Origin of the sequence: Pseudomonas sp. JDS28PS106 (assembly GCF_036706555.1) — a bacterium.
Lineage (GTDB): Bacteria > Pseudomonadota > Gammaproteobacteria > Pseudomonadales > Pseudomonadaceae > Aquipseudomonas.
Genome location: NZ_JBAJGT010000011.1, coordinates 102,755 through 125,160 on the forward strand (window position 1 = coordinate 102,755; position 22,406 = coordinate 125,160).

The 22,406-nt window shown below is 61.1% G+C and carries 22 protein-coding genes, 1 tRNA gene and 1 pseudogene; 11 read left to right on the forward strand and 13 right to left on the reverse strand.

Going from position 1 to position 22,406, the window contains the following annotated elements; translation table 11 throughout:
• Positions 1-68: 68 nt before the first annotated feature.
• On the reverse strand, positions 69-665 hold the full coding sequence (locus tag TRP66_RS17960; protein ID WP_333405246.1) for a nucleotidyltransferase family protein: 597 nt from the start codon (positions 663-665) through the stop codon (positions 69-71).
• Positions 666-759: 94 nt separating this feature from the next.
• Between TRP66_RS17960 and TRP66_RS17965 the strand changes: the two genes are divergently transcribed.
• Positions 760-1,347 (forward strand): flavin reductase family protein, encoded by a 588-nt coding sequence (locus tag TRP66_RS17965; protein WP_333405248.1) that lies wholly within the window; start codon positions 760-762, stop codon positions 1,345-1,347.
• 57 nt (positions 1,348-1,404) lie between these two features.
• On the opposite strand, the gene TRP66_RS17970 is transcribed toward TRP66_RS17965, so the two are convergent.
• A complete protein-coding gene (locus tag TRP66_RS17970; RefSeq protein ID WP_333405250.1) occupies positions 1,405-2,796 on the reverse strand; it encodes an aldehyde dehydrogenase family protein in 1,392 nt (463 codons plus the stop codon).
• 101 nt (positions 2,797-2,897) lie between these two features.
• Between TRP66_RS17970 and ptrR the strand changes: the two genes are divergently transcribed.
• A complete protein-coding gene (ptrR, locus tag TRP66_RS17975; RefSeq protein WP_333405252.1) occupies positions 2,898-3,773 on the forward strand; it encodes a putrescine utilization regulator PtrR in 876 nt (291 codons plus the stop codon).
• Between the two features lie 132 nt (positions 3,774-3,905).
• On the opposite strand, the gene TRP66_RS23655 is transcribed toward ptrR, so the two are convergent.
• Positions 3,906-4,673 carry a methyl-accepting chemotaxis protein gene (locus tag TRP66_RS23655; RefSeq protein ID WP_442965221.1) on the reverse strand — a complete coding sequence of 256 codons (768 nt, stop codon included), beginning with the start codon at positions 4,671-4,673 and terminating at the stop codon, positions 3,906-3,908.
• 90 nt (positions 4,674-4,763) lie between these two features.
• Positions 4,764-5,846: pseudogene (locus TRP66_RS23660) on the reverse strand (cache domain-containing protein); the annotation flags it as partial.
• A gap of 409 nt (positions 5,847-6,255) precedes the next feature.
• On the opposite strand from TRP66_RS23660, the gene TRP66_RS17985 reads away from it, so the two are divergent.
• Positions 6,256-7,113, forward strand: a complete 858-nt coding sequence (locus TRP66_RS17985) for an SDR family oxidoreductase (protein WP_333405255.1) — start codon at positions 6,256-6,258, stop codon at positions 7,111-7,113.
• Between the two features lie 81 nt (positions 7,114-7,194).
• Here TRP66_RS17985 and pbpG read toward each other — a convergent pair whose 3' ends face one another.
• A complete protein-coding gene (gene pbpG / locus TRP66_RS17990; protein WP_333405257.1) occupies positions 7,195-8,130 on the reverse strand; it encodes a D-alanyl-D-alanine endopeptidase in 936 nt (311 codons plus the stop codon).
• 288 nt (positions 8,131-8,418) lie between these two features.
• Between pbpG and TRP66_RS17995 the strand changes: the two genes are divergently transcribed.
• A complete protein-coding gene (locus tag TRP66_RS17995; protein WP_333405259.1) occupies positions 8,419-8,979 on the forward strand; it encodes a hypothetical protein in 561 nt (186 codons plus the stop codon).
• An 84-nt stretch (positions 8,980-9,063) separates the two neighbouring features.
• Here the strand turns inward: TRP66_RS17995 and TRP66_RS18000 are convergent, their stop codons facing one another.
• The gene (locus TRP66_RS18000) at positions 9,064-9,246 is read right to left on the reverse strand and encodes a hypothetical protein (RefSeq protein ID WP_333405261.1); all 183 of its coding nucleotides are present in this window, start codon (positions 9,244-9,246) and stop codon (positions 9,064-9,066) included.
• Between the two features lie 146 nt (positions 9,247-9,392).
• The gene (locus TRP66_RS18005) at positions 9,393-9,755 is read right to left on the reverse strand and encodes a hypothetical protein (RefSeq protein ID WP_333405263.1); all 363 of its coding nucleotides are present in this window, start codon (positions 9,753-9,755) and stop codon (positions 9,393-9,395) included.
• A gap of 235 nt (positions 9,756-9,990) precedes the next feature.
• Between TRP66_RS18005 and TRP66_RS18010 the strand changes: the two genes are divergently transcribed.
• On the forward strand, positions 9,991-10,803 hold the full coding sequence (locus tag TRP66_RS18010; protein ID WP_333405265.1) for a shikimate 5-dehydrogenase: 813 nt from the start codon (positions 9,991-9,993) through the stop codon (positions 10,801-10,803).
• Between the two features lie 6 nt (positions 10,804-10,809).
• Here TRP66_RS18010 and TRP66_RS18015 read toward each other — a convergent pair whose 3' ends face one another.
• Entirely contained in the window at positions 10,810-11,490 is a 681-nt protein-coding gene (locus TRP66_RS18015) for a YceH family protein (protein ID WP_333405267.1), read from the reverse strand.
• A gap of 111 nt (positions 11,491-11,601) precedes the next feature.
• On the opposite strand from TRP66_RS18015, the gene TRP66_RS18020 reads away from it, so the two are divergent.
• On the forward strand, positions 11,602-12,111 hold the full coding sequence (locus TRP66_RS18020; protein ID WP_333405269.1) for a DUF1993 domain-containing protein: 510 nt from the start codon (positions 11,602-11,604) through the stop codon (positions 12,109-12,111).
• A 24-nt stretch (positions 12,112-12,135) separates the two neighbouring features.
• Here TRP66_RS18020 and nhaR read toward each other — a convergent pair whose 3' ends face one another.
• The gene (gene nhaR, locus TRP66_RS18025; RefSeq protein WP_333405271.1) at positions 12,136-13,038 is read right to left on the reverse strand and encodes a transcriptional activator NhaR; all 903 of its coding nucleotides are present in this window, start codon (positions 13,036-13,038) and stop codon (positions 12,136-12,138) included.
• A gap of 110 nt (positions 13,039-13,148) precedes the next feature.
• On the opposite strand from nhaR, the gene TRP66_RS18030 reads away from it, so the two are divergent.
• The 3 genes from TRP66_RS18030 (at position 13,149) to TRP66_RS18040 (ending at position 15,306) form a co-directional block, all read left to right on the forward strand.
• Positions 13,149-13,373: a hypothetical protein gene (locus TRP66_RS18030; RefSeq protein WP_333405273.1), complete on the forward strand. Its 225-nt coding sequence runs from the start codon at positions 13,149-13,151 to the stop codon at positions 13,371-13,373.
• Positions 13,374-13,411: 38 nt separating this feature from the next.
• Positions 13,412-14,170: a TerC family protein gene (locus TRP66_RS18035; RefSeq protein WP_333405275.1), complete on the forward strand. Its 759-nt coding sequence runs from the start codon at positions 13,412-13,414 to the stop codon at positions 14,168-14,170.
• 458 nt (positions 14,171-14,628) lie between these two features.
• Positions 14,629-15,306 carry a peptidase C39 family protein gene (locus TRP66_RS18040; protein ID WP_333405277.1) on the forward strand — a complete coding sequence of 226 codons (678 nt, stop codon included), beginning with the start codon at positions 14,629-14,631 and terminating at the stop codon, positions 15,304-15,306.
• 50 nt (positions 15,307-15,356) lie between these two features.
• Here the strand turns inward: TRP66_RS18040 and TRP66_RS18045 are convergent, their stop codons facing one another.
• Positions 15,357-16,640 (reverse strand): NAD(P)/FAD-dependent oxidoreductase, encoded by a 1,284-nt coding sequence (locus tag TRP66_RS18045; protein WP_333405279.1) that lies wholly within the window; start codon positions 16,638-16,640, stop codon positions 15,357-15,359.
• Positions 16,641-16,824: 184 nt separating this feature from the next.
• Between TRP66_RS18045 and TRP66_RS18050 the strand changes: the two genes are divergently transcribed.
• A tRNA-Val gene (locus TRP66_RS18050) sits at positions 16,825-16,901 on the forward strand.
• A 677-nt stretch (positions 16,902-17,578) separates the two neighbouring features.
• Here TRP66_RS18050 and TRP66_RS18055 read toward each other — a convergent pair.
• Positions 17,579-18,514, reverse strand: a complete 936-nt coding sequence (locus TRP66_RS18055) for a LysR family transcriptional regulator (protein WP_333405281.1) — start codon at positions 18,512-18,514, stop codon at positions 17,579-17,581.
• A 193-nt stretch (positions 18,515-18,707) separates the two neighbouring features.
• On the opposite strand from TRP66_RS18055, the gene TRP66_RS18060 reads away from it, so the two are divergent.
• Complete coding sequence (locus TRP66_RS18060; protein WP_333405283.1) at positions 18,708-19,913, forward strand: acyl-CoA dehydrogenase; 1,206 nt, start codon at positions 18,708-18,710, stop codon at positions 19,911-19,913.
• Positions 19,914-19,943: 30 nt separating this feature from the next.
• Here TRP66_RS18060 and TRP66_RS18065 read toward each other — a convergent pair whose 3' ends face one another.
• Positions 19,944-21,287 carry a phosphate ABC transporter substrate-binding/OmpA family protein gene (locus tag TRP66_RS18065; protein WP_333405285.1) on the reverse strand — a complete coding sequence of 448 codons (1,344 nt, stop codon included), beginning with the start codon at positions 21,285-21,287 and terminating at the stop codon, positions 19,944-19,946.
• Positions 21,288-21,378: 91 nt separating this feature from the next.
• On the reverse strand, positions 21,379-22,191 hold the full coding sequence (xthA, locus tag TRP66_RS18070; protein ID WP_333405287.1) for an exodeoxyribonuclease III: 813 nt from the start codon (positions 22,189-22,191) through the stop codon (positions 21,379-21,381).
• Between the last annotated feature and the right edge of the window lie 215 nt (positions 22,192-22,406).

A 22,406-nucleotide genomic window follows, 5' to 3' on the forward strand; every position in this document is an offset into this window, starting at 1 on the left:
GATCGCCAGCAAGCTGGCTCCTACGCGGGCGTAAGTCGTAGGAGCCAGCTTGCTGGCGATCGGTTTACCTATCTATCACTGCTCAACGCCTCAGGCGTATCCGCATCCCGCAACACCCCAGCATCATCACATTCCACCATATCCACCCGCTCGGCGTGCCTGGCAATCACCGCTCTGGCGCCCTGATCCCCCGTCAGCCGCAGCAACTCAGGCCAGAACCTGCGCCCGATAATCACTGGATGACCCCGATGCCCCTGGTAACAGGGCAGGGCGATCCGCTCGGGATCGGCCAGGCGTGCCAGGTCGATCAGGACGTCCTCACCGATCCAGGGCATGTCAGCCAATAGCACCGCAACGGCGTCCGCGCCGGTGGACTGCAGAGCAGCAATCCCGGCCGCAAGGCTGTTCCCCATGCCAAGATCGGCATTGGGGCTGCGGACGATCTGTGTCTTATCGGGAACTCCCAGCGATGCTGGATCATCATCGCCTCTTAATACCACCCATACTTCATCGAAAACGCCGACGGCGTTGCCGATGCTGGCCTGCAACATGCTGCGGCCGCATGGCAGCAGCGCGTGGCGTTTGTCGCCGCCAAAACGCCGGCTACGACCTGCGGCTAATACCAGCCCGAACACGCGGGTTGTTTCGCTGTCTATCCTGCTCACTTTCTGGCCCTGGGCGTGAATGGGTGTCAGTCTGGGATACTCGTACGCATGCCCGGCTCCGCCGGATACGCTTTTCGCTTTAAAGGGGTTGCACGTGGTCAATCATATCCGCCCAGTTGAACTGGAAAAGGCTTATCGCCTGCTCAATCACGGGCCTACCGTGCTGGTTTCGTCCAGTCATGAGGGGACGCATAACGTCATGTCTGCGGCCTGGGCCTGTGCGCTGGATTTCGCGCCGCCCAAGGTCACGGTCGTGATCGACAAAATGACCAAGACTCGTGGGTTAGTCGAGAAGAGCGGTTGGTTCGCGCTGCAGGTGCCGAATCTGGGCCAGATCGAGCTGACCCATCAGGTCGGCACTCAGAGCCTGATGTTCACCCCCGACAAACTTGACCGTGCCGGCGTCGAGCTGTTCCGCGTCGAGGGGCATGATACGCCGTTGGTGGCCGGCTGTTCGGCCTGGCTGATCTGTCGGTTGATTCCCGAACCGCACAACCAGCAGACCTACGATCTGTTCATCGGCGAGGTCGTGGGCGCCTGGGCCGACGCACGAGTGTTCGAGGACGGACACTGGAAGTTCGAAACCGCTGATCCGAGTCTGCGAAGCCTGCACTATGTGGCTGGCGGGCATTTCTATACGATCGGTGATCCGGCGGTGGTGAAGACCGACGAGCCATCGTAAACGAGCCATGAAAAAAGGGAGCGTCATGCTCCCTTTTTCTTTCCGCTTACGGCTTGTTTACTTGCGGTCGCGCCAGACCGTGCGAGCGTTGCAGAACTCCTTCACCCCGAAGTGGGACAGCTCGCGACCATAGCCGCTTTTCTTGACGCCGCCGAAGGTTACCCGTGGATCGGAAGCGCTGTAGCCGTTGATGAACACTGCGCCACTGTCCAGCTCGGCGGCCATGCGCTCGGCCAGTTCCAGGTCCCGGGTGTAGACCGTGGACGACAGGCCGAACTCGCTGTCATTGGCCAGTTCGAGCGCGTGCGCTGCATCGCGGGCGGTGATGATCGAAGCCACCGGGCCGAACAGCTCCTCCCGGAAAGACGTCATCTGGTCGGTGACACCGCCCAGAATCGTGGGCTGGTAAAAATTACCCGCTCCTTCGACCTTGCCGCCACCCAGCAACAGCGTTGCGCCTTGAGCGAGGGTGGCCTGGACCTGGCCGTCCAGCTCATCCCGCAGATCGAAGCGCGCCATCGGCCCCAGGTAGGTCGATTCGTTCAACGGATCGCCCATTTCCAGTTGGCGTGTGGCTTCGACGAACTTGCGCGTGAAGTCTTCGACGACACCTTCCTCGATAATGAGCCGTTTGGCGGCGGCACAGACCTGACCGGTGTTCTGGTAGCGGCCTGCGACAGCGGCCGTTACAGCTTCATCTAGGTCCGCGTCGTTGAGCACGATGAACGGGTCGGAACCACCCAGCTCAAGCACGGACTTCTTCAGCGCGGCACCCGCCTGGGCGCCGATCGCCATGCCCGCCCGGACGCTGCCGGTCAGGGTCACCGCAGCGATGCGCGGGTCGGCGATGGCGCTGGACACACCGTCAGGCGTGACGTTGATGACTTCGAAGACACCCGGCACGAAACCCGCCTGGACGAATGCGTCGTGCATCAGATAAGCGCTGCCCATCACGTTGGGCGCGTGCTTGAGCACATAAGTGTTGCCGGCCAGCAGCGCCGGAACCGCGCCGCGCAGCACCTGCCAGACCGGGAAATTCCAGGGCATCACTGCCAGGATCGGGCCGAGCGGGTGATACTCGATGCGCGCCTTGTCATTCTCGACGAGAGTTCGTTCAGGGGCCAGCATCGCCGGGCCGTGTTCGGCGTACCACTCGCACAGCTGGGCGCATTTCTCGATCTCGGCCCGGGCCTGACGGATCGGCTTGCCCATTTCCAGAGTGATCATCCGCGCCATAGCCTCGACATTGTCCCGAAGCGCCTGGGCAAGGTTGATGAGCATTCCGGCGCGATCCACCACCGGCGTGCGGCGCCAGGTCTTGAAGCCGTCCGCAGCGCGAGCGAGCGCCGCATTCAGCGCCGCATCGGATTCGAAAGGGTACTGCCCGATCTGCTCGCCAGTGGCGGGGTTGATCGACAGCGCGTGGGTTTGCGGCGAAACAGTAGTCATGGCGTCATCCTGGGTGTTTGACAATGAGTTCAGACTACCGGCAAGCTGCGTTTTCCGAAACTGAATAATGGTGAGCGTAACGTTCACGTTTGGAGAATGCCGTGGATCTGGTTCAGCTGGAAATTTTCAAGGCCGTGGCGGAGCAGGGGAGCATCAGTGCCGCCGCGCAGTTGATACATCGCGTGCCGTCCAATCTGACCACGCGCATCAAGCAGCTGGAGACCGATCTGGGGGTAGACCTGTTCATTCGCGAGAACCACCGACTGCGCCTGTCACCCGCAGGCTGGAATTTTCTTGACTACGCCCGCCGTATCCTGGCGCTGGTGGAAGAGGCGAGGGTAGCGGTGTCCGGCGACGAGCCCCAAGGTCCGTTCGCGCTGGGATCACTGGAGAGCACGGCCGCCGTGCGGATACCCGCGCTCTTGGCAAGGTACAACCAGCAATACATGAAAGTAGAGCTGGACCTCAGCACCGGCCCGTCCGGCGCGATGATCGATGGTGTTCTGTCAGGCCGACTGGTGGCCGCGTTCGTCGATGGTCCTGTGTTGCATCCGGCTCTTGACGGGGTAGCGGTGTTTGGCGAGGAGATGGTAGTCATTGCGCCTCTCAACCATGCCCCGGTCAAGCGGGCGCGAGATGTGAACGGCGAGAACATCTATGCCTTTCGCGCCAACTGCTCGTATCGGCACCACTTCGAACGCTGGTTCAGTGACGATTCGGCGGTGCCGGGGAAAATTTACGAGATGGAGTCCTACCACGGGATGCTGGCCTGCGTCAGCGCGGGCGCCGGACTGGCGCTGATGCCTCGCAGCATGCTTGAAAGCATGCCCGGCTGTGCGACGGTCAGCGTCTGGCCGTTGCAGGAAAGCTTTCGGTCATTGCAGACCTGGCTGATCTGGCGGCGCGGAACCGTGTCGCAAAGCCTGACCCGATTTGTCGAGCTGCTGGAAGAGCAGGATATCTCCGCACTCGCTTAATACCACCCCATAATAAATGCTCCAATCACTCCCTCACATCGGCGCAAACAGTAAACAGGAAGGTGGCGGGTCGCCAAAAAATCCACGCCCGCCGCTCATTGAGATCGGCGGGCGCGGATCCTCACAGCAGGATCACGTCTTGAACTTGCGTACCAGGGCGTCCAGCTCGTCGGACAGCGCCGCCAGACTGCTGGAGTCGGCACGGGCGGCGTCGGACAACTCGGCGATCAAACGAGCGTCGCCGTGGATCTGGCTGATGTGCCGATTGATGTCCTCGGCGACCTGATGCTGTTCTTCAGCGGCGGTGGCGATCTGGGTGTTCATGTCGCGGATCACATCCACCGATTCGCGGATCTGCCCGAAACTGTTGCGTGCCATGCCAATCTTGGCGACCGACTGCTGAGACACATCGAGGCTGGCGTGCATCTGCTGAGCCACCGAAGCGGTGCGCTTGGCGAGATTGCCCAGCAGGCCGTCGATCTCCGCGGTCGAATCCGCAGTGCGCTTGGCCAAAGCACGAACTTCGTCGGCGACCACGGCAAAGCCACGACCTTGTTCGCCGGCACGCGCAGCCTCGATGGCGGCGTTCAGGGCCAGCAGGTTGGTCTGCTCGGCGATGGAGCGGATGGTGTCCAGAATCGACTGAATGTCGTTACTGTCCTTCTCCAGCTGTGACATGTCTTTGGCCGAACGCTCGATTTCCGCGCTGAGCTGATCGACGCTGCGTACAGCCTCGTCGATCTGACGCTGGCCGTCGCGCGCCTGCTGCTGGCCGTTGTCGGCGCTGTCGGCGGCCTGGCTGCAGGAGCGGGCAACTTCGTTGGAGGTTGCGACCATCTCATGGAACGCGGTCGACACCATGTCCACCGCTTCGCGTTGCCGGTCGGCGGCTTCGGCCATGTCTCGCGACACTTGGGTGGAACTGCGCGAAGCATCGAGGATCTTGCTCGCGGCTTGACCGATGTGCTGGATCAGGCTGCGAATCGCAGACAGGAACTTGTTGAACCAGCCGGCCAGTTGCGCGGTTTCGTCCTTGCCTCGGACCTGCAGGTTATGAGTCAGATCGCCTTCGCCCTGGGCGATCCCTTCCAGACCGGACGACACGCTATGGATGGGCCTCACGATAACCCGCGCGAAGCTGGCGCCGACGATCGCGAAGATGACCGCGAGTACGGCGGCAATGGCTGCGATCAGCCAGATCAGTCGCGTGGCATCGGCCATGACCTCGTCCTGGCGGATCAGACCGATGAAATTCCAGCCCAGTTCGTCCGACGGCCGTACGTTGGCCATGTATCGCTCGCCATTGAGCGTGACTTCCACCAGCCCGCTGGACGTTTTCGCCAGTTCGGCAAAGCCGTCGCCCAGTTCGCCGAGTTTCTTGAAGTTGTGCTCCGGTTGCTTGGGGTCGACCAGTACGGTGCCGTTCTTTTCCATCAACAGCAGGTAGCCGCTTTCACCGAGTCGGATCTGCTTGACGATACCCGTCAGTTGCTTGAGCGAGACGTCGATGTTGACGACGCCGCCGGGGTTGCCCAGTTTGTTGGGAATGGCGCGGATGGTGCTGACCAGCACGGAGTCGTCACCGGCCCAGTAGTAGGCTTCGCTGCGGACCGTCTTGCCGACGTTCGCCATTGCCGTCTTGTACCAAGGGCGTACGCGAGGATCGTAGTTACCCATCTTGGGATCTTCCGGGGTCATCACGTAGCTGCCGTTGATCAGGCCGTACGAGACGAACGAGTACGCGGGATGCGCCTTGGCAATGCTGGTGAACAGCTCGGTCGCCGCCTTGTCGTTTTCGGACTGAGGGGTGGGCGTGGCGCCCATGAAGTTGCGCAGATCATCGCCCGCGCCCGAGATCAGCGGATGAGCAGCGAGGAAGTCGACGTTCTGCGAGATGCCATCGAAAAAGAGCTGCATGGCGTTGTCGACCTGACGGATTTCCCGTCCGCTGCTGTCGACGAACCCGTCCGTGGCGTCCTGGCGCAGGTTGACGATGACCAGTGCGGCCACCACCAGAACCGGCAGGGTCGCGATCACTGCGAATGCCCAGGTGAGTTTTTGTTTGATATTCATTCGAGCTCCGGAATGCCGGCTGTCGCCGAGGCTTTGATCGGACGGGGGCGGAATCAGCCAGCGCAAGCGCCCGGTACCGGGTTTTTGTGATGGCTACCTCAATTGCGTCGGCGCTGCGCGGGCTTTCTTGACTCACGCGCATGGCGTTTCGTCGGACGGTATGTCAGGCAAACCGCGTCGTTTCCATCGCCAGCAAGCTGGCTCCTACGGCACGCCGGTCCCGGGAGAATTACCAACGACTGCCACGGCGGGATCACCCTGCCATTCGTCAGGTCCGCCGTGGATTGCGCTGAACGATGGCCGGGGGAGGCGGGCCAGATAATCAGTGGAGCCGCAAACGGCTTTCAGATTCAACGCCTTGCCTGACGGCCACGCCCGTCGACGGGGAACGACACTCAAGGAGACTGCAATGACTGATTACCCAAGACCACCGTTCCCGAAACAAAGCCAGCCGGTGCCCGGCGACCAGGGTCGCATGGACCCGTATCCGGACTGTGGCGAAGAGAGCTACACCGGTTCAGGCCGATTGCAGAACAAGATTGCGCTGATCACCGGCGGCGACAGCGGTATCGGCCGCGCGGTAGCCATCGCGTTCGCGCGTGAAGGTGCCGACGTGGCGATCTCGTACCTCGATGAGCACGAAGACGCCGAGGAAACCGCGCGCTGGGTCAAGCAGGCCGGCCGCCAGTGTCTCTTGCTGCCCGGTGACCTGGCGCAGAAACAGCAGTGCATCGACATCGTCAGCAAGACCGTCGAAGAATTCGGGCGGATAGACGTTCTGGTCAACAACGCAGCGTTTCAAATGACCCACGAAACCTTCGAGGAAATTTCCGACGAGGAGTGGGTGCGCACCTTCGATATCAACATCACAGCCATGTTCAGAATCTGCCAGGCGGCCGTGCCGCACATGGGGCCTGGCAGTTCGATCATCAACACCAGTTCGGTGAACTCGGACATGCCCAAGCCGACGCTGCTGGCTTACGCTACCACCAAGGGCGCGATCGCCAACTTCACCGGCGGTCTGGCGCAGATACTGGGCGAGAAGGGCATTCGCGTGAACAGCGTAGCGCCCGGACCGATCTGGACACCCTTGATCGTGGCCACCATGCCTGAGGAGGAGGTCCAGAACTTCGGCAGCCAGACCCCGCTGGGGCGTCCCGGCCAGCCCGTCGAAGTCTCGCCGATCTATGTGCTGCTGGCGTCCGACGAGGGCAGCTACATTTCCGGCACCCGCTATGGAGTCACAGGCGGCAAGCCGATCCTGTAACCGCTGCCCTTGCTGGTGGCAAACGCTTAAAAAAACGGTCGCGAGGTGTACACCTGGCGACCGTTTTTTCTTGAGCGACCGTTATTCCTCGGGACGAATTCCGGATTGGCGCATCACCAGATTCTTTTCCTTTTTGTATTGCAACGCCACGGCCGGCGCCGGCCCGCTTTGCCCTGTTTCCAGCCACTTGCGCAACCGGCTCGCGTCGGCGAAATGGGTGTACTTGCCGAAGGCGTCTAGGATAACCACCGAAACCGGCCGATTAGCCATCGTTGTCAGCAACACCAGGCAGTGCCCGGCCTGGTTGGTGAAGCCGGTTTTGGTCAGGCGGATATCCCAGTTTTCCCGATGCACCAGATGGTCCGTATTGCGGAAACCGAGGGTGTAGTTGGGCTTGCGGAAACTCACGGTCTTTTCTTCGGTGCTGCTCAGCTCGCTGAGCAACGGGTATTTGCGCGCGGCCAGCACCAGTTTCGTGAGGTCGCGAGCGGTCGAAACGTTATAGACGGAAAGGCCGGTCGGCTCCACGTAAGCGGTGTGCTTCATGCCCAGCGCCTTGGCCTTCGCACTCATCGCCAGGATGAAGGCCGGATACCCGCCGGGGTAGCTGTGGGCCAGACTGGCGGCGGCGCGGTTCTCCGAAGACATCAGGGTAATGAGCAGCATGTCTTTGCGCGTCAGCTGGCTGCCCAGCTTGACCCGCGAGAAAACGCCTTTCATTTCCGGTGTCTGGGAAATATCGACGGGGATGTATTCGTCCATGGACTGTTTGGCGTCCAGGACGACCATCGCTGTCATCAGCTTGGTCACCGACGCGATGGGAACGATCACGTCCGGGTTGCTGGAATAAAGCACCTTGTCGGTTTGCAGATCGATGACCATTGCACTGCCGGACGCCAGGTGGAGTTGCGCCGGGTCACGGTTGAGCGCTGGCGTTTCGTTTGCCAGGGTGGAAGCACAGAAGCCTGGGCCTGTGAGCGCGAACAGAAGGGCCAGGAAAGGCAGACGGGTTTTCAAGAGCGATGCTCACAGAAGAAAAGTGCGGACGCACGGGATGTCGGGGAAAACGCTGCATTCTAGGAGCACGCTCCGAGCAATGTCGATGGGTAAACACCGGCCTGGGCCGTTAATTGCGGGGAAAGGTTCTTTCGTTAAGTCGGCGTTAAGTCCAGGCCCGTCCGCGTGCAGGTCGGAAAGAACCCGACAGGTAGCCGGCCAGAACGGGCAACAGATATTCATGGTGTCCAGGACGCAGTGCGATTAGCATTCGAGGCGATAAAAAGCCATCGTTCAAGGAGTCGGGCAATGCTCAAAGGGTTCATCGGCAAAGATTACGTCGTCATGGTGATCATTGCTTCGCTGGTTGCCGTCTTGTTGTTGGGCGCCGGCTTCTTTTCAAGACCTGCGGACTGGGCAGGCTGGGTGCAGGCGATCGCCGTGCTGATCGGAGTACTGATTGCCGTGGCGGTGCCCAGTCTGCAGCGCAAACAGGAAGCGGAGGTGGCGCGTACCCGCCATCGCGAGCGGGAAATCGGTTACGCGCGGCGCATGCAATACCTGTGTGGCGAGCTCGCTGAATTGCAGGGGCGTATCAACCTGAATCTCAGCCACCTGAGGGCCAGCGACCGACATCGCCTGCAGAACACGCTTCAGGATTACCTGCACCGCCTCTTCGAATCCCATAAGCACGATCTCAATGACGACCGGGTGGTGCTGGCCCACGAGCTGCGTCAGGTCGCCAATGACCTGATCGATGAACTGGAGAGCGGACGGACCGATCGGGTGGTGTTCACGGCCTTGGAGAAGCGTCTGCAAAAACTGGCACAGCGTTGCCAGATCAACGCCGCAATGGCCGAACGGCTGTGAATCAAGCATAAAAAAGCCCGCTTCAAAGAAGCGGGCAAGGGGATGTGCGGAGCGACGCACGAGAATGCGAGGGACAAGGAGGCGTCAGTTGTCCAGCCGGTGAGCCTGGAACTTCTCAGAGTGCGCCCTGGCGTCCGGCAGTGAAGTGAAGGGGCCGGTCACCGGCGTACCATCCAGCATCAGATACCAGCACGCCAGCAAACCACGCTCCCGAAGCTGCGCCGGGACGGCGCTGCCGACCACCGACATGATATGAACCTTGTTCATGAGTGCCTCCTGAAAATCCATGGCGCCACTGTAAAGCGGCGGCGCCATCCTCAGAAATCAACATTCTCGATAGTGGTCATTGATAAAAAACGCTAAAGAGCATCGGACACCATGGAAAAACCCCGCCGGCCGGGCGGGGCTTTCCGTTACCAGCGATCGTGACGGTAATGCCCGTGGGGCGGGCCGTAATACACCGGAGGTGGCGGCGCGTAGCGGCGGTAGTAGACCGGTGGCGGCGCCGGGTAACGCTCGACCACCTGATAGGCCGGCTGATAGTAGACCGGTGGCGGAGGCGGGGCGTAGTAGACGGGCTGGGGCTGGACATAGACCGGCTCGCGCTCGACATACACGGTGCGGTCCCGGCCTGACGATACCGCGGCACCGACCACTGCAGCGCCCACGATGGCACCGACGACAGCCGGGCCGCCCCAACCGCGATCGGCGTTCGCCTGGCCTGCGATCGCCAGCGCACCGATAAACAGGGCAACTTTGGAAATATGACGAATCATGAGTGTTCCTCGACTTTCAACCCGTTGTCGCGGGCCTGCACTTATGTTCAAGCACTGCCACGGGTAACTTCTAAGACAGCGTTTGTGGAAAAAACCGCGAAGCCATTGGGTAAAGTTTGTGTAAGGTACTGCCTCGATACACGGACCGCAGGTCCACGCCGGGAACCGTGCTCGGCCGGCGGCGAGTTTACGCCTGCCCCGCAGGATTAATCCAATACCGTTGGGGAGATAACCCATGCCCGTTACAGCCAATCGGGACACCCAATTGTGCATGTCCATGGCCGCGCGTCCGGGAAACTTCGGTGTGCGCTTCCATAACCATCTTTATCGGCAGCTCGGCCTGAACTTTTACTACAAAGCCTTCGCGCCCAATGACCTCGAAGGCGCCGTACGGGGCATTCGCGCCTTGGGCATTCGTGGCTGTGGCGTCTCCATGCCCTTCAAGGAAGCCTGCATTGCGCTGGTCGACGAGCTGGACCCCTCCGCCGCGGTGATACAGTCGATCAACACCATCGTCAACGATGCTGGTCACCTAAAGGCCTACAACACCGACTACATCGCGGTTTCCCGCTTGCTGGACAGTCACGCCGTACCGCGCACCCGATTTGCCCTGCGTGGCAGCGGCGGCATGGCCAAGGCCGCGGCGTTCGCGCTGCGCGATGCCGGCTTCACCGACGGACTGATCGTGGCTCGCAACGAAGAAGCCGGGCGAGCGCTGGCACGCTCCTGCGGACTGCGCTGGCAGTCCGGACTCGACGGCGAACGCCCGGAACTGCTGGTAAATGTCACGCCGCTGGGCATGGCGGGGTCGCAGGCCGATGAGCTGGCGTTCGAGGAGGCAGCGATAGACGCTGCGCATACCGTTTTCGATGTGGTCGCGACGCCGGCCGACACGCCGCTGATCAAGGCGGCGCGAGCCTTGGGCAAGCCGGTGATCACCGGGGACCAAGTCGCGGCAATTCAGGCGCTCGAACAGTTCGTGCTCTACACCGGCGTGCGTCCCACTGACGCGCAGTATCTTGAGGCTGCGGCCTTCGCCAGAAGCTGAGCGGCGTTACTCCAGCCGGGCCAGCCGTTCCTCCAAGGCGGCGATTCTGGCTTCCAGATCGTCCAGACGTCGGCTGTCGTTGCTCGAAGTCGTCGAGCGCTCGGCAGCCTGCGGGCGGGCCGCGAGCAGAGCCTGCAGGTCCTCGGGCTCGCCGAGCCGATGCATGAAACGGTCCTCCCGCTGGCCGGGCTGGCGAGGAAGCTGTATCGCCAGCCCGCGTGCGACCAGCCGTTCCAGCTGATGGGCAACCTGCTCGCTATCTTCGAAATCATGCATTCGCTGACCACGGGTCAGCAATTCATTGACGGTTTGCGGACCGCGCAGCAACAGCAGTCCGGTGAGGATCAGCTGGGCGGGGACCAGTTCGAGATGCTTGTCGAGCCGATGTTCCCAGCGGTCGGCCCGACTGCCCATCACCAGGCGCGTCAGGCCTGAGCCTTCCAGCGCTCGCAGACTCTGGCCGACTTCGCCTTGGGTGAGGTTGAGCACCGGATCGCGGCTGGTCTTCTGATTGCAGGCGAGCACCAGTGCGTTGAGCGTCAGTGGATAGGTCTCCGGGTTGGTGGCCTGTTTTTCGATCAGACAGCCCATCACCCGGACCTGGATAGCGCTGAGTCGCAGCGCCTGGAGTTCGCCCTCCGGCGGCAAATCTGAAGTCGTATCGAGTTCGGAGCGCTCGTGGGTCATGATGCATCTTCCTGTGATATGGCAGGCTGCCAGCCTAGGGGCTTGCGAGCAAGAGCGCCAGTGCCGCGCGCGGAGAGCTATACTGCCGGGCTTTCAGACACGGGAACCGTCATGACCATTTCTCTGTACAGCGCATCCATTCCGGTTTTCCAGCAAATGCTTACTGCGCTCAGTGACGTGCTGATCAAAGCCGAAGCCTATGCCGCCACCCGCAAGATACAGCCCGAGGCGCTGCTTCAGGCGCGTCTTTTTCCCGACATGCTGCCGTTCACGCGACAGGTGCAGATCGCGGTCGATTTCGCCAAGGGTGCCTCGGCGCGACTGGCAGGGGTCGAGGTGCCCAAGTACGACGACACCGAAACCAGCTTCGCCGAATTGCAGGCACTGCTCGCCAGGGCACTTGCATTCATCGGCAGTATCGAGCCGAGTCAGGTCGACGGCAACGAGGAGGTTGAAATCGTGCTGCGCCCCGGTACCGACAAGGAGAGGCGCCTCAATGCTCAGGCCTATCTGTTGGGTTACGCACTGCCGCAGTTTTTCTTCCACGTCACCACGGCGTATGACCTGTTGCGCCACAACGGGGTGGAAATCGGCAAGCGCGACTATATGGGCCGTTTCTGATGTGCCCGGCGGGCGCTGTCAGGTTCAGTCGGGCGCGCTGAACAACTGGTTGCGGGCACCTTCGGCGATGGCGACCACGCCGGGGTGTCTGACCTTGCGCTCGACCGTGATGGCGTAGAAGGATTCGGTCACGGCGTCGGTCTGGCCCAGGAGCCGGACGTCGTATTGAGCACAGACTTCTTCAGCGATGACGCTGGGCGCGACGAAGATGCCGCTGCCGGATTGACCGAAGGCCTTCATCAACGCGCTGTCGTCGAATTCGCCGATGATTCGCGGCTGGAGGTTCTGCGCCGCGAACCAGCGCATCAGTCGACCTCGTACCACGGTCTCCTGACCTGGAATCAGCAGCGGAGCGCCATCCAGACACTGCGGGAAACGCTCGCCGACTCGCGATGCCACGTCCTCGGTCGCCAGGAAACTTACTCCGCATTCACCCAGTTTCTGACTCAGGCCCCGGATATCCAGGTGCGTGGGCATCGGACTGTCCGAGATCACCAAGTCCAGGCGCTGGACGGCCAGATCGGCCAGCAGGCGTTCGAGCTTGTCTTCACGGCAGGAGATGCGGATCGGCTGATCGATCACCATGGTTGGCGCCAGCAGCCGGTAGACGATCGACTTGGGCACTACGTCCGCTACGCCAATGCGCAGCAGCATCTGCTGCTCGCCCGCCCTGGACCGCAGCACGTTTTCCAGTTCGTTGCCCAACTGGAATATCTGCTCGGCATAGGGCAGGGCCTGATGTCCGGCCTCGGTCAACTCCAGTTGACGACCCGCTTTGCGAAACAGCTCCACCCCAAGCGACGCTTCGAGTTGGCTGATCTGCCCACTGACGGTCTGTGGTGTGAGATTGAGCTGCTCGCAAGCCCGGACGATGCTGCCGGTGCGGGCCACGGCCCAGAAGTAATGCAACTGCCGATAGTTGAGCATAGGGCTAACACTTCGAAAAAAACGAATCATACCTCAAGAAAATGCGAATTTTCCTGATGTTTAACCGCGCCTAAAATGCGGCCATGCCGATTCATGTAATAGAGGGAAACATGTTCAAACGCACGTTTTTGCTTGCTGCGGCTCTGTTGGTCGTGGCTGGCTGTGATCAGGTTGAATCGACGTCCAGAAAGATGCTGGACGTAGCTGCCGATTCCGCACGCCAGGCCATCGATGACACTCACAAGGCCGCGAACCAGGCGCTCGATGACGCGAAACAAGAACTTTCTTTATTGGAAGTGAAACCTGCCAAGCCGCAGGACGAGCCCGATAAGTAAATTAAACGTTCAATCTTCAGGCGCAGACAGGTACACCTATGGAATATCTATTGGAACTCGCAACCAGCCCGGCAGCGTGGGTTGCGTTGGCAACGCTGGTTGTCATGGAAGTTGTGCTGGGCATCGACAACCTGATCTTCATCTCCATCCTGACCAACAAGTTGCCCGAGCATCAGCGTCCGAAAGCGCGGCGTCTGGGTATCGGCATGGCGCTGATCATGCGCCTGGGTCTGCTCAGCACCGTGGCCTACATCGTTCAGCTCACCGAACCGGTGTTCGAAATGTTTGGTCAGGCTTTCTCCTGGAAAGACATGATCCTGATTGCCGGCGGTCTGTTCCTGGTATGGAAGGCCACCACCGAGATCCATCACAGCATGGACGTGAAAGACGAAACTGAGAAAACCCTGGGCTCTACGGTAAGTCTGAGCATGACCGCGGCCATTGCTCAGATCCTGATGCTCGACCTGGTGTTCTCCATCGACAGTATCATCACCGCTGTCGGTATGACCGAGCACTTGCCGATCATGATTATCGCAGTAGTATCGGCTGTGATCGTGATGATGGTGGCGGCCGATCCGCTGGCGAAGTTCATCCATGACAATCCGACGGTGGTCATGCTGGCGCTGGGCTTCCTGATCATGATCGGCATGACGCTGATCGCTGAAGGCTTCGGCGCCCATGTGCCCAAGGGCTACGTATACGCCGCCATGACGTTCTCGGCGCTTATCGAAGGCCTGAACATGCTGGCCCGGCGTGCGAAGAGGCGCAAGGCGGGCGTATCGGCGGTTCATGATTGATCGGATCGTCGGCATCCGGACCTGCGCAAGGCCAGCCGTGCACCGGCTGGCCTTCTTTGCATCCGGACAACAGGATCAATGCGACGAAGCGGGACGATGTCGGCGACGCTTTACTGTGCGCGCCGACGCCCGTGGCTCCGCGGGGCGGTGATGCTGGTGACGGCGCGCGATGCGCAAGATGCCCCAGAGCATTGCGCAGGCGATCGCCAGCCATGAGGCGATCAGCATTACGACGGTCATTTCCAGGCTCATGGCGACTCTCCCGCTGCCAACGAGTGTTGCAGTCCTGATAATCGACAGTCTAGCTTCTGACCTGTTGCACCTGATTGACGGATGGCACCTCGCTATGACCGTTTCGATATAAAGACACTCCGGGATCTGCCGCCAAGTGCTATACCGCCTGGCGCATGCGCTTTATCATCCGGCCATCATGCTCAGGCGCCTAGGAAGCGAGTCGTATGTCAGTGACGTTTTCGGTATTCAAGAGTGGACGGGCGTTGTGGGCAGGCATTCTCTTGCTGACGCTCTCTGGCTGTACATCCGGCCCGGCACCGCGAGTCGAGGGCCTGCCGGACCGGGTCGAGCTGAAGTCCGTGCCGTTCTTCCGGGGCAATGCGCATCAAAGCGCTCCGGGTACGCTGGCCAGCATGCTCGCCAGTCATCAGGTGCAGGTCACGCCTGGCCTGCTGGAAAAGCCGCTTGGCTTACCCGCCGACGAAGATCGGCTCGAACAGAACCTACCTCGCGTCGCGCGCCAGTTCGGGTTTCTCGTGTATCCGCTGGACCCCGAACTGGATGCCTTGCTGATGCAAGTCGCGGCGGGATACCCGGTCATGGTGCGCTATTCGGACGGCTCGGCATGGTGGAAAAGCCCTCGTTACGCCACGCTTGTAGGCTACGACCGGTTCAAGCAGACCGTGCTGCTCAACGCGGGCTTGTATCGTCGGGCAGTCATGACCTTTGGCGACTTTCGGTCAGCCTGGAAAGACGCGGGCAGCTGGGCGGTGCTGATCCAGGGGCCTCGGCAGATTCCCGCGAAAGTCGATCGGCAGCGCTGGCTGAAAGCGGCGCAGGAATTGTCCGACGCCGGGCAACCCCAGGCGGCTGAAGAGGCGGTGAAGAGCCTGGCCCGATAAAAGAGCCGGCTAATCGAACGGCGCCCTGAGGCGCCGTTTCTGTCAGTGCGTCATACGCCCAGGCGGTCGCGCAGGCTGTAATACCAGGCGCCCAGCGCCGACAGCGGTGTCCTCAGCAGTTGCCCGCCAGGGAAAGGGTAGTGGGGCAGACCGGCGAACGCATCGAAGCGCTCCGCCTGACCGCGCAGAGCCTCGGCCAGAACCTTGCCGGCCAGGTGGGTATAGGTCACGCCATGGCCGCTGCAGCCTTGGGAATAGTAGATGTTGTCGCCGAGCCGACCTACCTGCGGAAGCCGGGACAAGGTGAGCAGGAAATTTCCAGTCCAGGCGTAGTCGATCTTCACGTTCTTGAGCTGAGGAAACGCCTTGTGCATCTTCGGACGGATGATCGCCTCGATGTCGGACGGATCGCGCGCGCCATAGACCACGCCACCCCCGAAGATCAGTCGCTTGTCGGCGCTGAGCCGATAGTAGTCGAGCAAATAATTGCAGTCTTCGACGCAGTAGTCCTGGGGCAGCAGGGTGTTGGCCAGTTCTTCGCCGAGCGGCTCGGTGGTGATGACCTGGGTTCCGCAGGGCATCGACTTGGCCGCCAGTTCCGGCACCAGATTGCCCAGATAGGCGTTCCCTGCCACGATCACGAATTTGGCCCGAACCCGCCCCTCGGCCGTGTGGACCACCGGGTTTGCTCCGCGATCGATGCGGATCGCAGCGGACTGTTCATGAATGATGCCGCCCAGCGATTCCACCGCTGCGGCCTCTCCCAGCGCCAGGTTGAGCGGATGAATGTGGCCACCACTCATGTCCAGCATGCCCCCGACGTAGCTGTCACAGGCCACGACTTCACGGATGCGGCGCTGATCCAGCAGCTCCAGCTGCGTGTGCCCGTAGCGTTCCCAGAGCCGTTGTTGGGCTTCCAGGTGTCCCATCTGTCGGGCTGACAATGCTGCGAACACGCCGCCATCCTTCAGATCGCACTGAATGCCGTAGCGAGCGACACGTTCGCGAATGATCGCCGCCCCTTCAAAGGCCATCTGTCCCAGCAATTGCGATTCCCGAGGCCCGACGGTGCGTTCGATGACGTCGATGTCACGGCTATAGCTGTTGACGATCTGCCCGCCATTACGGCCAGACGCACCGAACCCCACGCGCGCCGCCTCCAGCACCCGCACCTTGAAACCGTTTTCGAGCAGGAACAGAGCGCTGGACAGCCCCGTGTAGCCGGCGCCAATGATGCACACATCGGTTTCCACCTCGCCTTGCAGGGCAGGGCGCTGCGGAGCGGGATTGGCCGATGCGGCGTAATAGGACTGCGGATAAGACGTAGAGGCCATCCCGATGCTCCGTTTAATATTCTTGACGATTGCGGCGATCGTACCCGAAGAAGCCTGCCGCCGCCAGCGCGCTGCATCTCGAACGCTCAGCGCTGGGAAGCTGTAAAAACTCGGCAAAAACAGAGACTTAGGGAAAATAACGCTTGACGCGGGACGGATTTGGCGTAAGATGCGCACCCACAGCAGGCACGTAGCTCAGTTGGTTAGAGCACCACCTTGACATGGTGGGGGTCGTTGGTTCGAGTCCAATCGCGCCTACCAGACAAAATCCGCTCTGCTGGGCGGTAGTGAAAAGGGCGATCCGAGAGGATCGCCCTTTTTTCGTTTCTGCATCGGGTGTGTTGCGAATCTTTCAGATGCAGGAAAGCACGAAGGGGAGCCTGGGCTCCCCTTCAAGGTTTCTTTGTATGCTCTTCTTGTTATCGGGCGGCCTCTTGTTGTTTTTGGCGACCGCGCCGGCTACCGCTGTATTCGACCCCAGCCGGGATCAAGAGCAAACGTATTTTTTTGAGCGCTGACCGCTTCCATTCTGTCCAGCCGATTCGGGCGCTACCTGAAGGTAGTTTTATTGTTCTCTGCCCGGCTGCGGAACCCTCGTGCGATCATGCGACCGATTCAAAGGTGTTCCAGGGAAGCCATCCACTCCAAAAAAATCAGTTAGCTGCGTCTCTGTCCGTGTTGTTCTTGTTATGTCAGAGCCGGTACATGTTGTTTTTATTGGATGCTGCCGTTGTTGTTATTGTTGTATCCCAGTGATAGCAGAACCCGTGCCAGTTTTGGAAAAGCCTTTGAAATCAGGCGTTTCGGGACTTGTCGGCAGCGGATTCAAGGCGGATTCTCCGGAAATGTGTTCCCGTGATACCCGTCTGCCTCAGCGTGGTGTCGCGCAGGGTAACACTCTGTGACAAGGTGTCGCACCCCATCCGACGGACGTACATTCAGGCCAGCGCCATTCCGGGCCGGTGCTCCATTGCCGTGACCCGCTCGCACAGTTCCAGAAGTTGTTCACGCATCCAGCGATTGGCGGGATCCTGGTCCGTGCTTTCGTGCCAGTAAAGATGGGTTTCCACGGGCGGCACGTCTGTAACGGGCAGCGATGTGTAATGCAGGCCATTGTGCCGCGCGAAGCGCTCCGGCACGGTCATGACCATGTCGGTCTGCCGCAATACCTGAATCGCCATCAAGTAGTGCTGGGAGCGCAGCGCGATCTTTCGCTGGATGCCCATCTTGCCAAGCGCCAGATCCACTTGCCCCAGGCCGCTGCGGCGACTGGAAATGTGAACGTGCGACTGAGTCAGGTAGTCATCGAGCCGCAGCAGACCTTTCGCCGACAGTGGATGACCCTTGCGCATCGCGCAGACGTAACGATCCTCCATCAGCTTGACGTGACGCACCTGGGGGTCGGTGTTAAGCGGCGCGTCGACTGCGAAGTCCAGTCGGCCGGCCGCCAGCTCCTTGGTCGTGTCACGGCGTTTAGCCTGGAAACTTTCGACGGTCACGCCCGGCGCCAGGCGTTTCAGCCGCTGGAACAGCTCGGGCAGGATCACCGCCTCGGTCAGGTCGGTCATGCTGATGCGGTAGTTCTTGTTGGCCTTGAGAGGGTTGAATATCCGGCTTTCCTGCACGGAAACCCGCAGCAGCGACAAGGCGTTGCGCACCGGGCCTATGATGTTCTGCGCCATGGGCGTCGGCACCATGCCTTGGGCGGTCCTCACGAACAGCGGGTCATTGAAGGTTTCCCGCAGACGCGCCAGCGCATTGGATACCGCAGGCTGGGTGATACCGATGATCTGACCGGCGCGGGTGAGATTGGCCTCGGTGTAGATGGCGTCAAAGACGATGAATAGATTGAGATCGACCTTGCTCAGGTTCATGGATGGTGCGCCTCGTACTGTTTTTGTGGATCGCCGCTTATTGCCGCGGCGTGGACCGATCGTATGTCGGTTATGAATGTTTATACACGTTGAGAATAGGTTCGATAAATAGCGACTTCTTCCCTAGCATCGTCTCAAAGAGGGTATTCCAAGCCTTCTGACCCCCGACAGCCTGAGTAGAAGGTAGCTGGTGATGGATTTTGCGTACTCCCCCAAGGTCAAGGACTTGTGTGAACGTGTTTCAGCCTTTATGGACGAGGATGTCTATCCGGCCGAGCCTGTCTTCGCCCGGCAGGTCGCGACCGGCGATCGCTGGCAGCCCACGGCGATCATGGAACAACTCAAGGATCGGGCGAAAAAAGCCGGTCTCTGGAATCTGTTTCTGCCAGACTCGGAAAGCGGCGCGGGTCTGACCAATCTGGAATACGCGCCCTTGGCCGAGATCATGGGCCGTTCGCTGCTGGGACCGGAACCCTTCAACTGCTCTGCGCCGGACACTGGCAACATGGAAGTGCTGGTCCGCTACGGCACCGAGGCGCAGAAACGCCAGTGGCTCGATCCGCTGCTGCGCGGTGAAATCCGTTCGGCGTTCGCGATGACCGAACCGGATGTCGCTTCCAGTGATGCCACCAACATGCAGGCGCGCGCTGAGCGGCAGGGGGAGGAGTGGGTCATCAGCGGGCGCAAATGGTGGACCTCCGGCGCCTGTGATCCGCGCTGCAAAGTGCTCATTTTCATGGGGCTGACCAACCCGGACGGCCCGCGCCATCAGCAGCATTCAATGATTCTGGTGCCGGCCGACGCGCCCGGCGTGACCATCGTCAGGCCGCTGCCGGTATTCGGCTACGACGACGCACCCCATGGGCATGCCGAGGTGCTGTTCGAAAACGTCCGCGTGCCGTACGAGAACGTGCTGCTGGGCGAGGGGCGGGGCTTCGAGATCGCCCAAGGGCGACTGGGTCCAGGACGCATTCATCACTGCATGCGCTCGATCGGCATGGCCGAGCGTGCGCTGCAGCTGATGTGCCAGCGTTCGATACAACGCACCGCATTCGGCAAGCCGCTGGCGCGGCTGGGCGGCAATATCGACCGGATAGCCGATTCTCGTATGGAAATCGAGATGGCGCGCCTGCTGACCCTCAAGGCGGCCTACATGATGGATACGGTCGGCAACAAGGTCGCCAGAAGCGAGATCGCGCAAATCAAGGTGGTGGCGCCCGGCGTGGCGCTCAGAGTCATCGACCGGGCAATCCAGATGCACGGCGGGGCCGGGGTGTCGGAGGATTTTCCGCTGGCGTACATGTATGCCATGCAGCGGACCTTGCGTCTCGCGGACGGGCCTGACGAAGTACATCGCCAGGCCGTGGGCAAGTTTGAACTGGGTCGGTACATGCGTTGATGACCTATCGCCAAACGTGTGTGATACGGGTCAGCGAACCCAGACCTCCACGCGGCGGTTCTTGATGCGTCCGTCATCGATGTCATTGGCGGCGACCGGCATTTCGTCGCCCAGGCCCATGACGTCGTGCAGCGTCACACCGCTTTTCTGCAGCTCGCGGCGAACCGCCATGGCGCGCAGCCGTGACAGCAACGCCGCGCGATCGGGATCGCTTTTGGCGTCACCGAACCCCACCAGCGTGACCTTGCGGTCGGCCTTGTCATTGGCTTTGAGATAATCGACAACCCGTTTGATGTCCCGCAGCGCCTTGTTGTCCAGGGTCGCGCTGCCTTGAGAGAAGCGAAAGTTGACAGACAACCGCTGCGCGTCGCGTATGAGTACCCGGTACTCTCCCGGCATGCGGGCCATAGGCTGAACCTTGAGCGCATCGATCGTCTGCGCCACGAACCCGCTGTCGGCAACAATCGTTTGTCCTGCGCTGCTCTGGGCAAAACGCGCCAGCGCACGGGCCCAGGGTTGCTCGACCAGCGGGGGCAGGTACAGATACAGACGCCGGGACAACGGATAGTCTTCGGTCGCGATCAGTTCGACAGTCGGCCGCATGGCCTTGGAGGCTCCGTCGGCGACAGCGAGAGCCTTGGCGTTGCGCACGTAGGGCAGACCGATGAAGCCGATTCCATTGGGGTCGCGTGCGACTTCATCGGACAACTGTTCGCTGGATTCGAAGCGTCGGGCGCCTGCGGCCAGCTTCACGGCACTGCGGCTCATGACCAGTTCCTTGAAGGTTTCCCAGGTGCCCGATTGCTCGTCCCGCGCATATAGATGAATTGACCCGGGGGTGCCGCCCAGCTCCTGCCAGTCGCGAATTTTTCCGGAAAAGATATCGCCCAAGTGCTCGATGGTGAGCTCGCGCAGTGGATTGCCGGGATGGACGATCACCGCCACGCCGTCGATGGCAATCACCTGTTCGCCTGCGGCACTGCGCAGATCGCCGAACTTCGCCAGTTGGGTCGCTTCGCGGTCATTGATCGGACGGGAAGAGGCGGCGATGTCGGCCTGCCCGGCGTTCAGTGCGTGGAAGCCGGTGCCGGAACCGTGTGCGGCAACCTCGATCGTGATTCGCTGGCCGGCCGGGCCGGTGCCGGTGACCTGCATTTCGTTCGCCGCGCGACCCGGCAGGATTTCGATATCCCGCAGCCCCTGGCGCTGCATCAGGCCCTGGGCAAGCGCCGGGCCCAGCCGGGCGTTGATGGTATTGGAGCCCTGGATACGCAGCACGCTGGCGTCATGGTCGGGGATCGGCAGGGCGGCGTGGCCGGCGGAGGACAGAGCGGTGGCGCACAGGCCCAGCGCCAGGAGTAAAGCGCGCAACATCTGCGTCACCTGGAATGGCTGAAATTGTGCGCAGAATAAGTCGGTGAAGTTGCCGAAATATGACGCCTGGCCGGGAATCAGAGTAGTCCGGTCAGCTCAGCTCAAGCCAGACTGGTGCGTGATCGGAGGGCTTTTCCATGCCGCGCAAATCGTAGTCCACACCCGCCGCCTTGATCCGGCTCTGCAGGGCGGCCGACGCCATGATCAGATCGATCCGCAAACCGCGCTTGGGCTCATCTTCGAAGCCACGGCTGCGGTAATCGAACCAGCTGTACTGATCGATCACCTCCGGGTACAGATGACGGAAGGTGTCGATCAGGCCCCAGCTCTTGAGGCGCTCCATCCATTCGCGTTCTTCGGGCAGGAAGCTGCATTTGCCGGTACGCAGCCAGCGTTTGGCGTTGTCGCTGCCAATCCCGATGTCGCTGTCCTGCGGCGAGATATTCACATCGCCCATCACGATCAGCGGCTGGTCGTTGCTGAAACGGCTCTCCAGCAGGTCCTGCAGGTCGCGGTAGAAACGCTGCTTGGCGGGGAACTTGGTGGGATGGTCGCGGCTTTCGCCCTGGGGGAAATAGCCATTCATGATGGTGACCGGCTGCCCGTCGTCATCGGCATAGGTACCCCAGATGAACCGCTTCTGTGCTTCCTCATCGTCGCTGTCGAAGCCCTTGTGCAACGCCAGGGGCATCTTGCGCGAGAGCAGCGCCACGCCGTAGTGGCCTTTTTGCCCGTGGTAATGCACGTGATAACCGAGCGCTTCGATCTCAGCCTGTGGAAACTGGTCGTCTGACACCTTGGTTTCCTGAAGGCCGATCACATCGGGCTGATGCTTGTCGATCAAGGCCGTCAGCTGGTGCGGTCGGGCGCGCAGGCCGTTGATGTTGAACGAGACGATTTTCATGAAGCGGCGATCCTGAGCGATAGCAAAACGCGATGCTAGCCGACCTGCCGGGTGAGAGCCAGCCCGCGATGGCTTGCGCCGTCGGGGTGCTACGCTCATTGAAAGCGCAACGGGCGGAACTGTCGCATCAGGCCGTTGCCCGAAGCTGTGCGCGCCCGAGGGCTGCGCAAGGAGCACCGCCCACCGCGTGGTGCCGTAACCGCGAGATCGATCAT

Coding starts and splice junctions, on each gene's coding strand:
- TRP66_RS17970 (WP_333405250.1), bottom strand. CDS start 2,796: ATGACTACTGTTTCGCCGCAAACCCACGCGCTGTCGATCAACCCCGCC.
- TRP66_RS23655 (WP_442965221.1), bottom strand. CDS start 4,673: ATGGCCGAAGCCGCCGACCGGCAACGCGAAGCGGTGGACATGGTGTCG.
- TRP66_RS17985 (WP_333405255.1), top strand. CDS start 6,256: ATGACTGATTACCCAAGACCACCGTTCCCGAAACAAAGCCAGCCGGTG.
- TRP66_RS17995 (WP_333405259.1), top strand. CDS start 8,419: ATGCTCAAAGGGTTCATCGGCAAAGATTACGTCGTCATGGTGATCATT.
- TRP66_RS18000 (WP_333405261.1), bottom strand. CDS start 9,246: ATGAACAAGGTTCATATCATGTCGGTGGTCGGCAGCGCCGTCCCGGCG.
- TRP66_RS18005 (WP_333405263.1), bottom strand. CDS start 9,755: ATGATTCGTCATATTTCCAAAGTTGCCCTGTTTATCGGTGCGCTGGCG.
- TRP66_RS18010 (WP_333405265.1), top strand. CDS start 9,991: ATGCCCGTTACAGCCAATCGGGACACCCAATTGTGCATGTCCATGGCC.
- TRP66_RS18015 (WP_333405267.1), bottom strand. CDS start 11,490: ATGACCCACGAGCGCTCCGAACTCGATACGACTTCAGATTTGCCGCCG.
- TRP66_RS18020 (WP_333405269.1), top strand. CDS start 11,602: ATGACCATTTCTCTGTACAGCGCATCCATTCCGGTTTTCCAGCAAATG.
- nhaR (WP_333405271.1), bottom strand. CDS start 13,038: ATGCTCAACTATCGGCAGTTGCATTACTTCTGGGCCGTGGCCCGCACC.
- TRP66_RS18030 (WP_333405273.1), top strand. CDS start 13,149: ATGTTCAAACGCACGTTTTTGCTTGCTGCGGCTCTGTTGGTCGTGGCT.
- TRP66_RS18035 (WP_333405275.1), top strand. CDS start 13,412: ATGGAATATCTATTGGAACTCGCAACCAGCCCGGCAGCGTGGGTTGCG.
- TRP66_RS18040 (WP_333405277.1), top strand. CDS start 14,629: ATGTCAGTGACGTTTTCGGTATTCAAGAGTGGACGGGCGTTGTGGGCA.
- TRP66_RS18045 (WP_333405279.1), bottom strand. CDS start 16,640: ATGGCCTCTACGTCTTATCCGCAGTCCTATTACGCCGCATCGGCCAAT.
- TRP66_RS18055 (WP_333405281.1), bottom strand. CDS start 18,514: ATGAACCTGAGCAAGGTCGATCTCAATCTATTCATCGTCTTTGACGCC.
- TRP66_RS18060 (WP_333405283.1), top strand. CDS start 18,708: ATGGATTTTGCGTACTCCCCCAAGGTCAAGGACTTGTGTGAACGTGTT.
- TRP66_RS18065 (WP_333405285.1), bottom strand. CDS start 21,287: ATGTTGCGCGCTTTACTCCTGGCGCTGGGCCTGTGCGCCACCGCTCTG.
- xthA (WP_333405287.1), bottom strand. CDS start 22,191: ATGAAAATCGTCTCGTTCAACATCAACGGCCTGCGCGCCCGACCGCAC.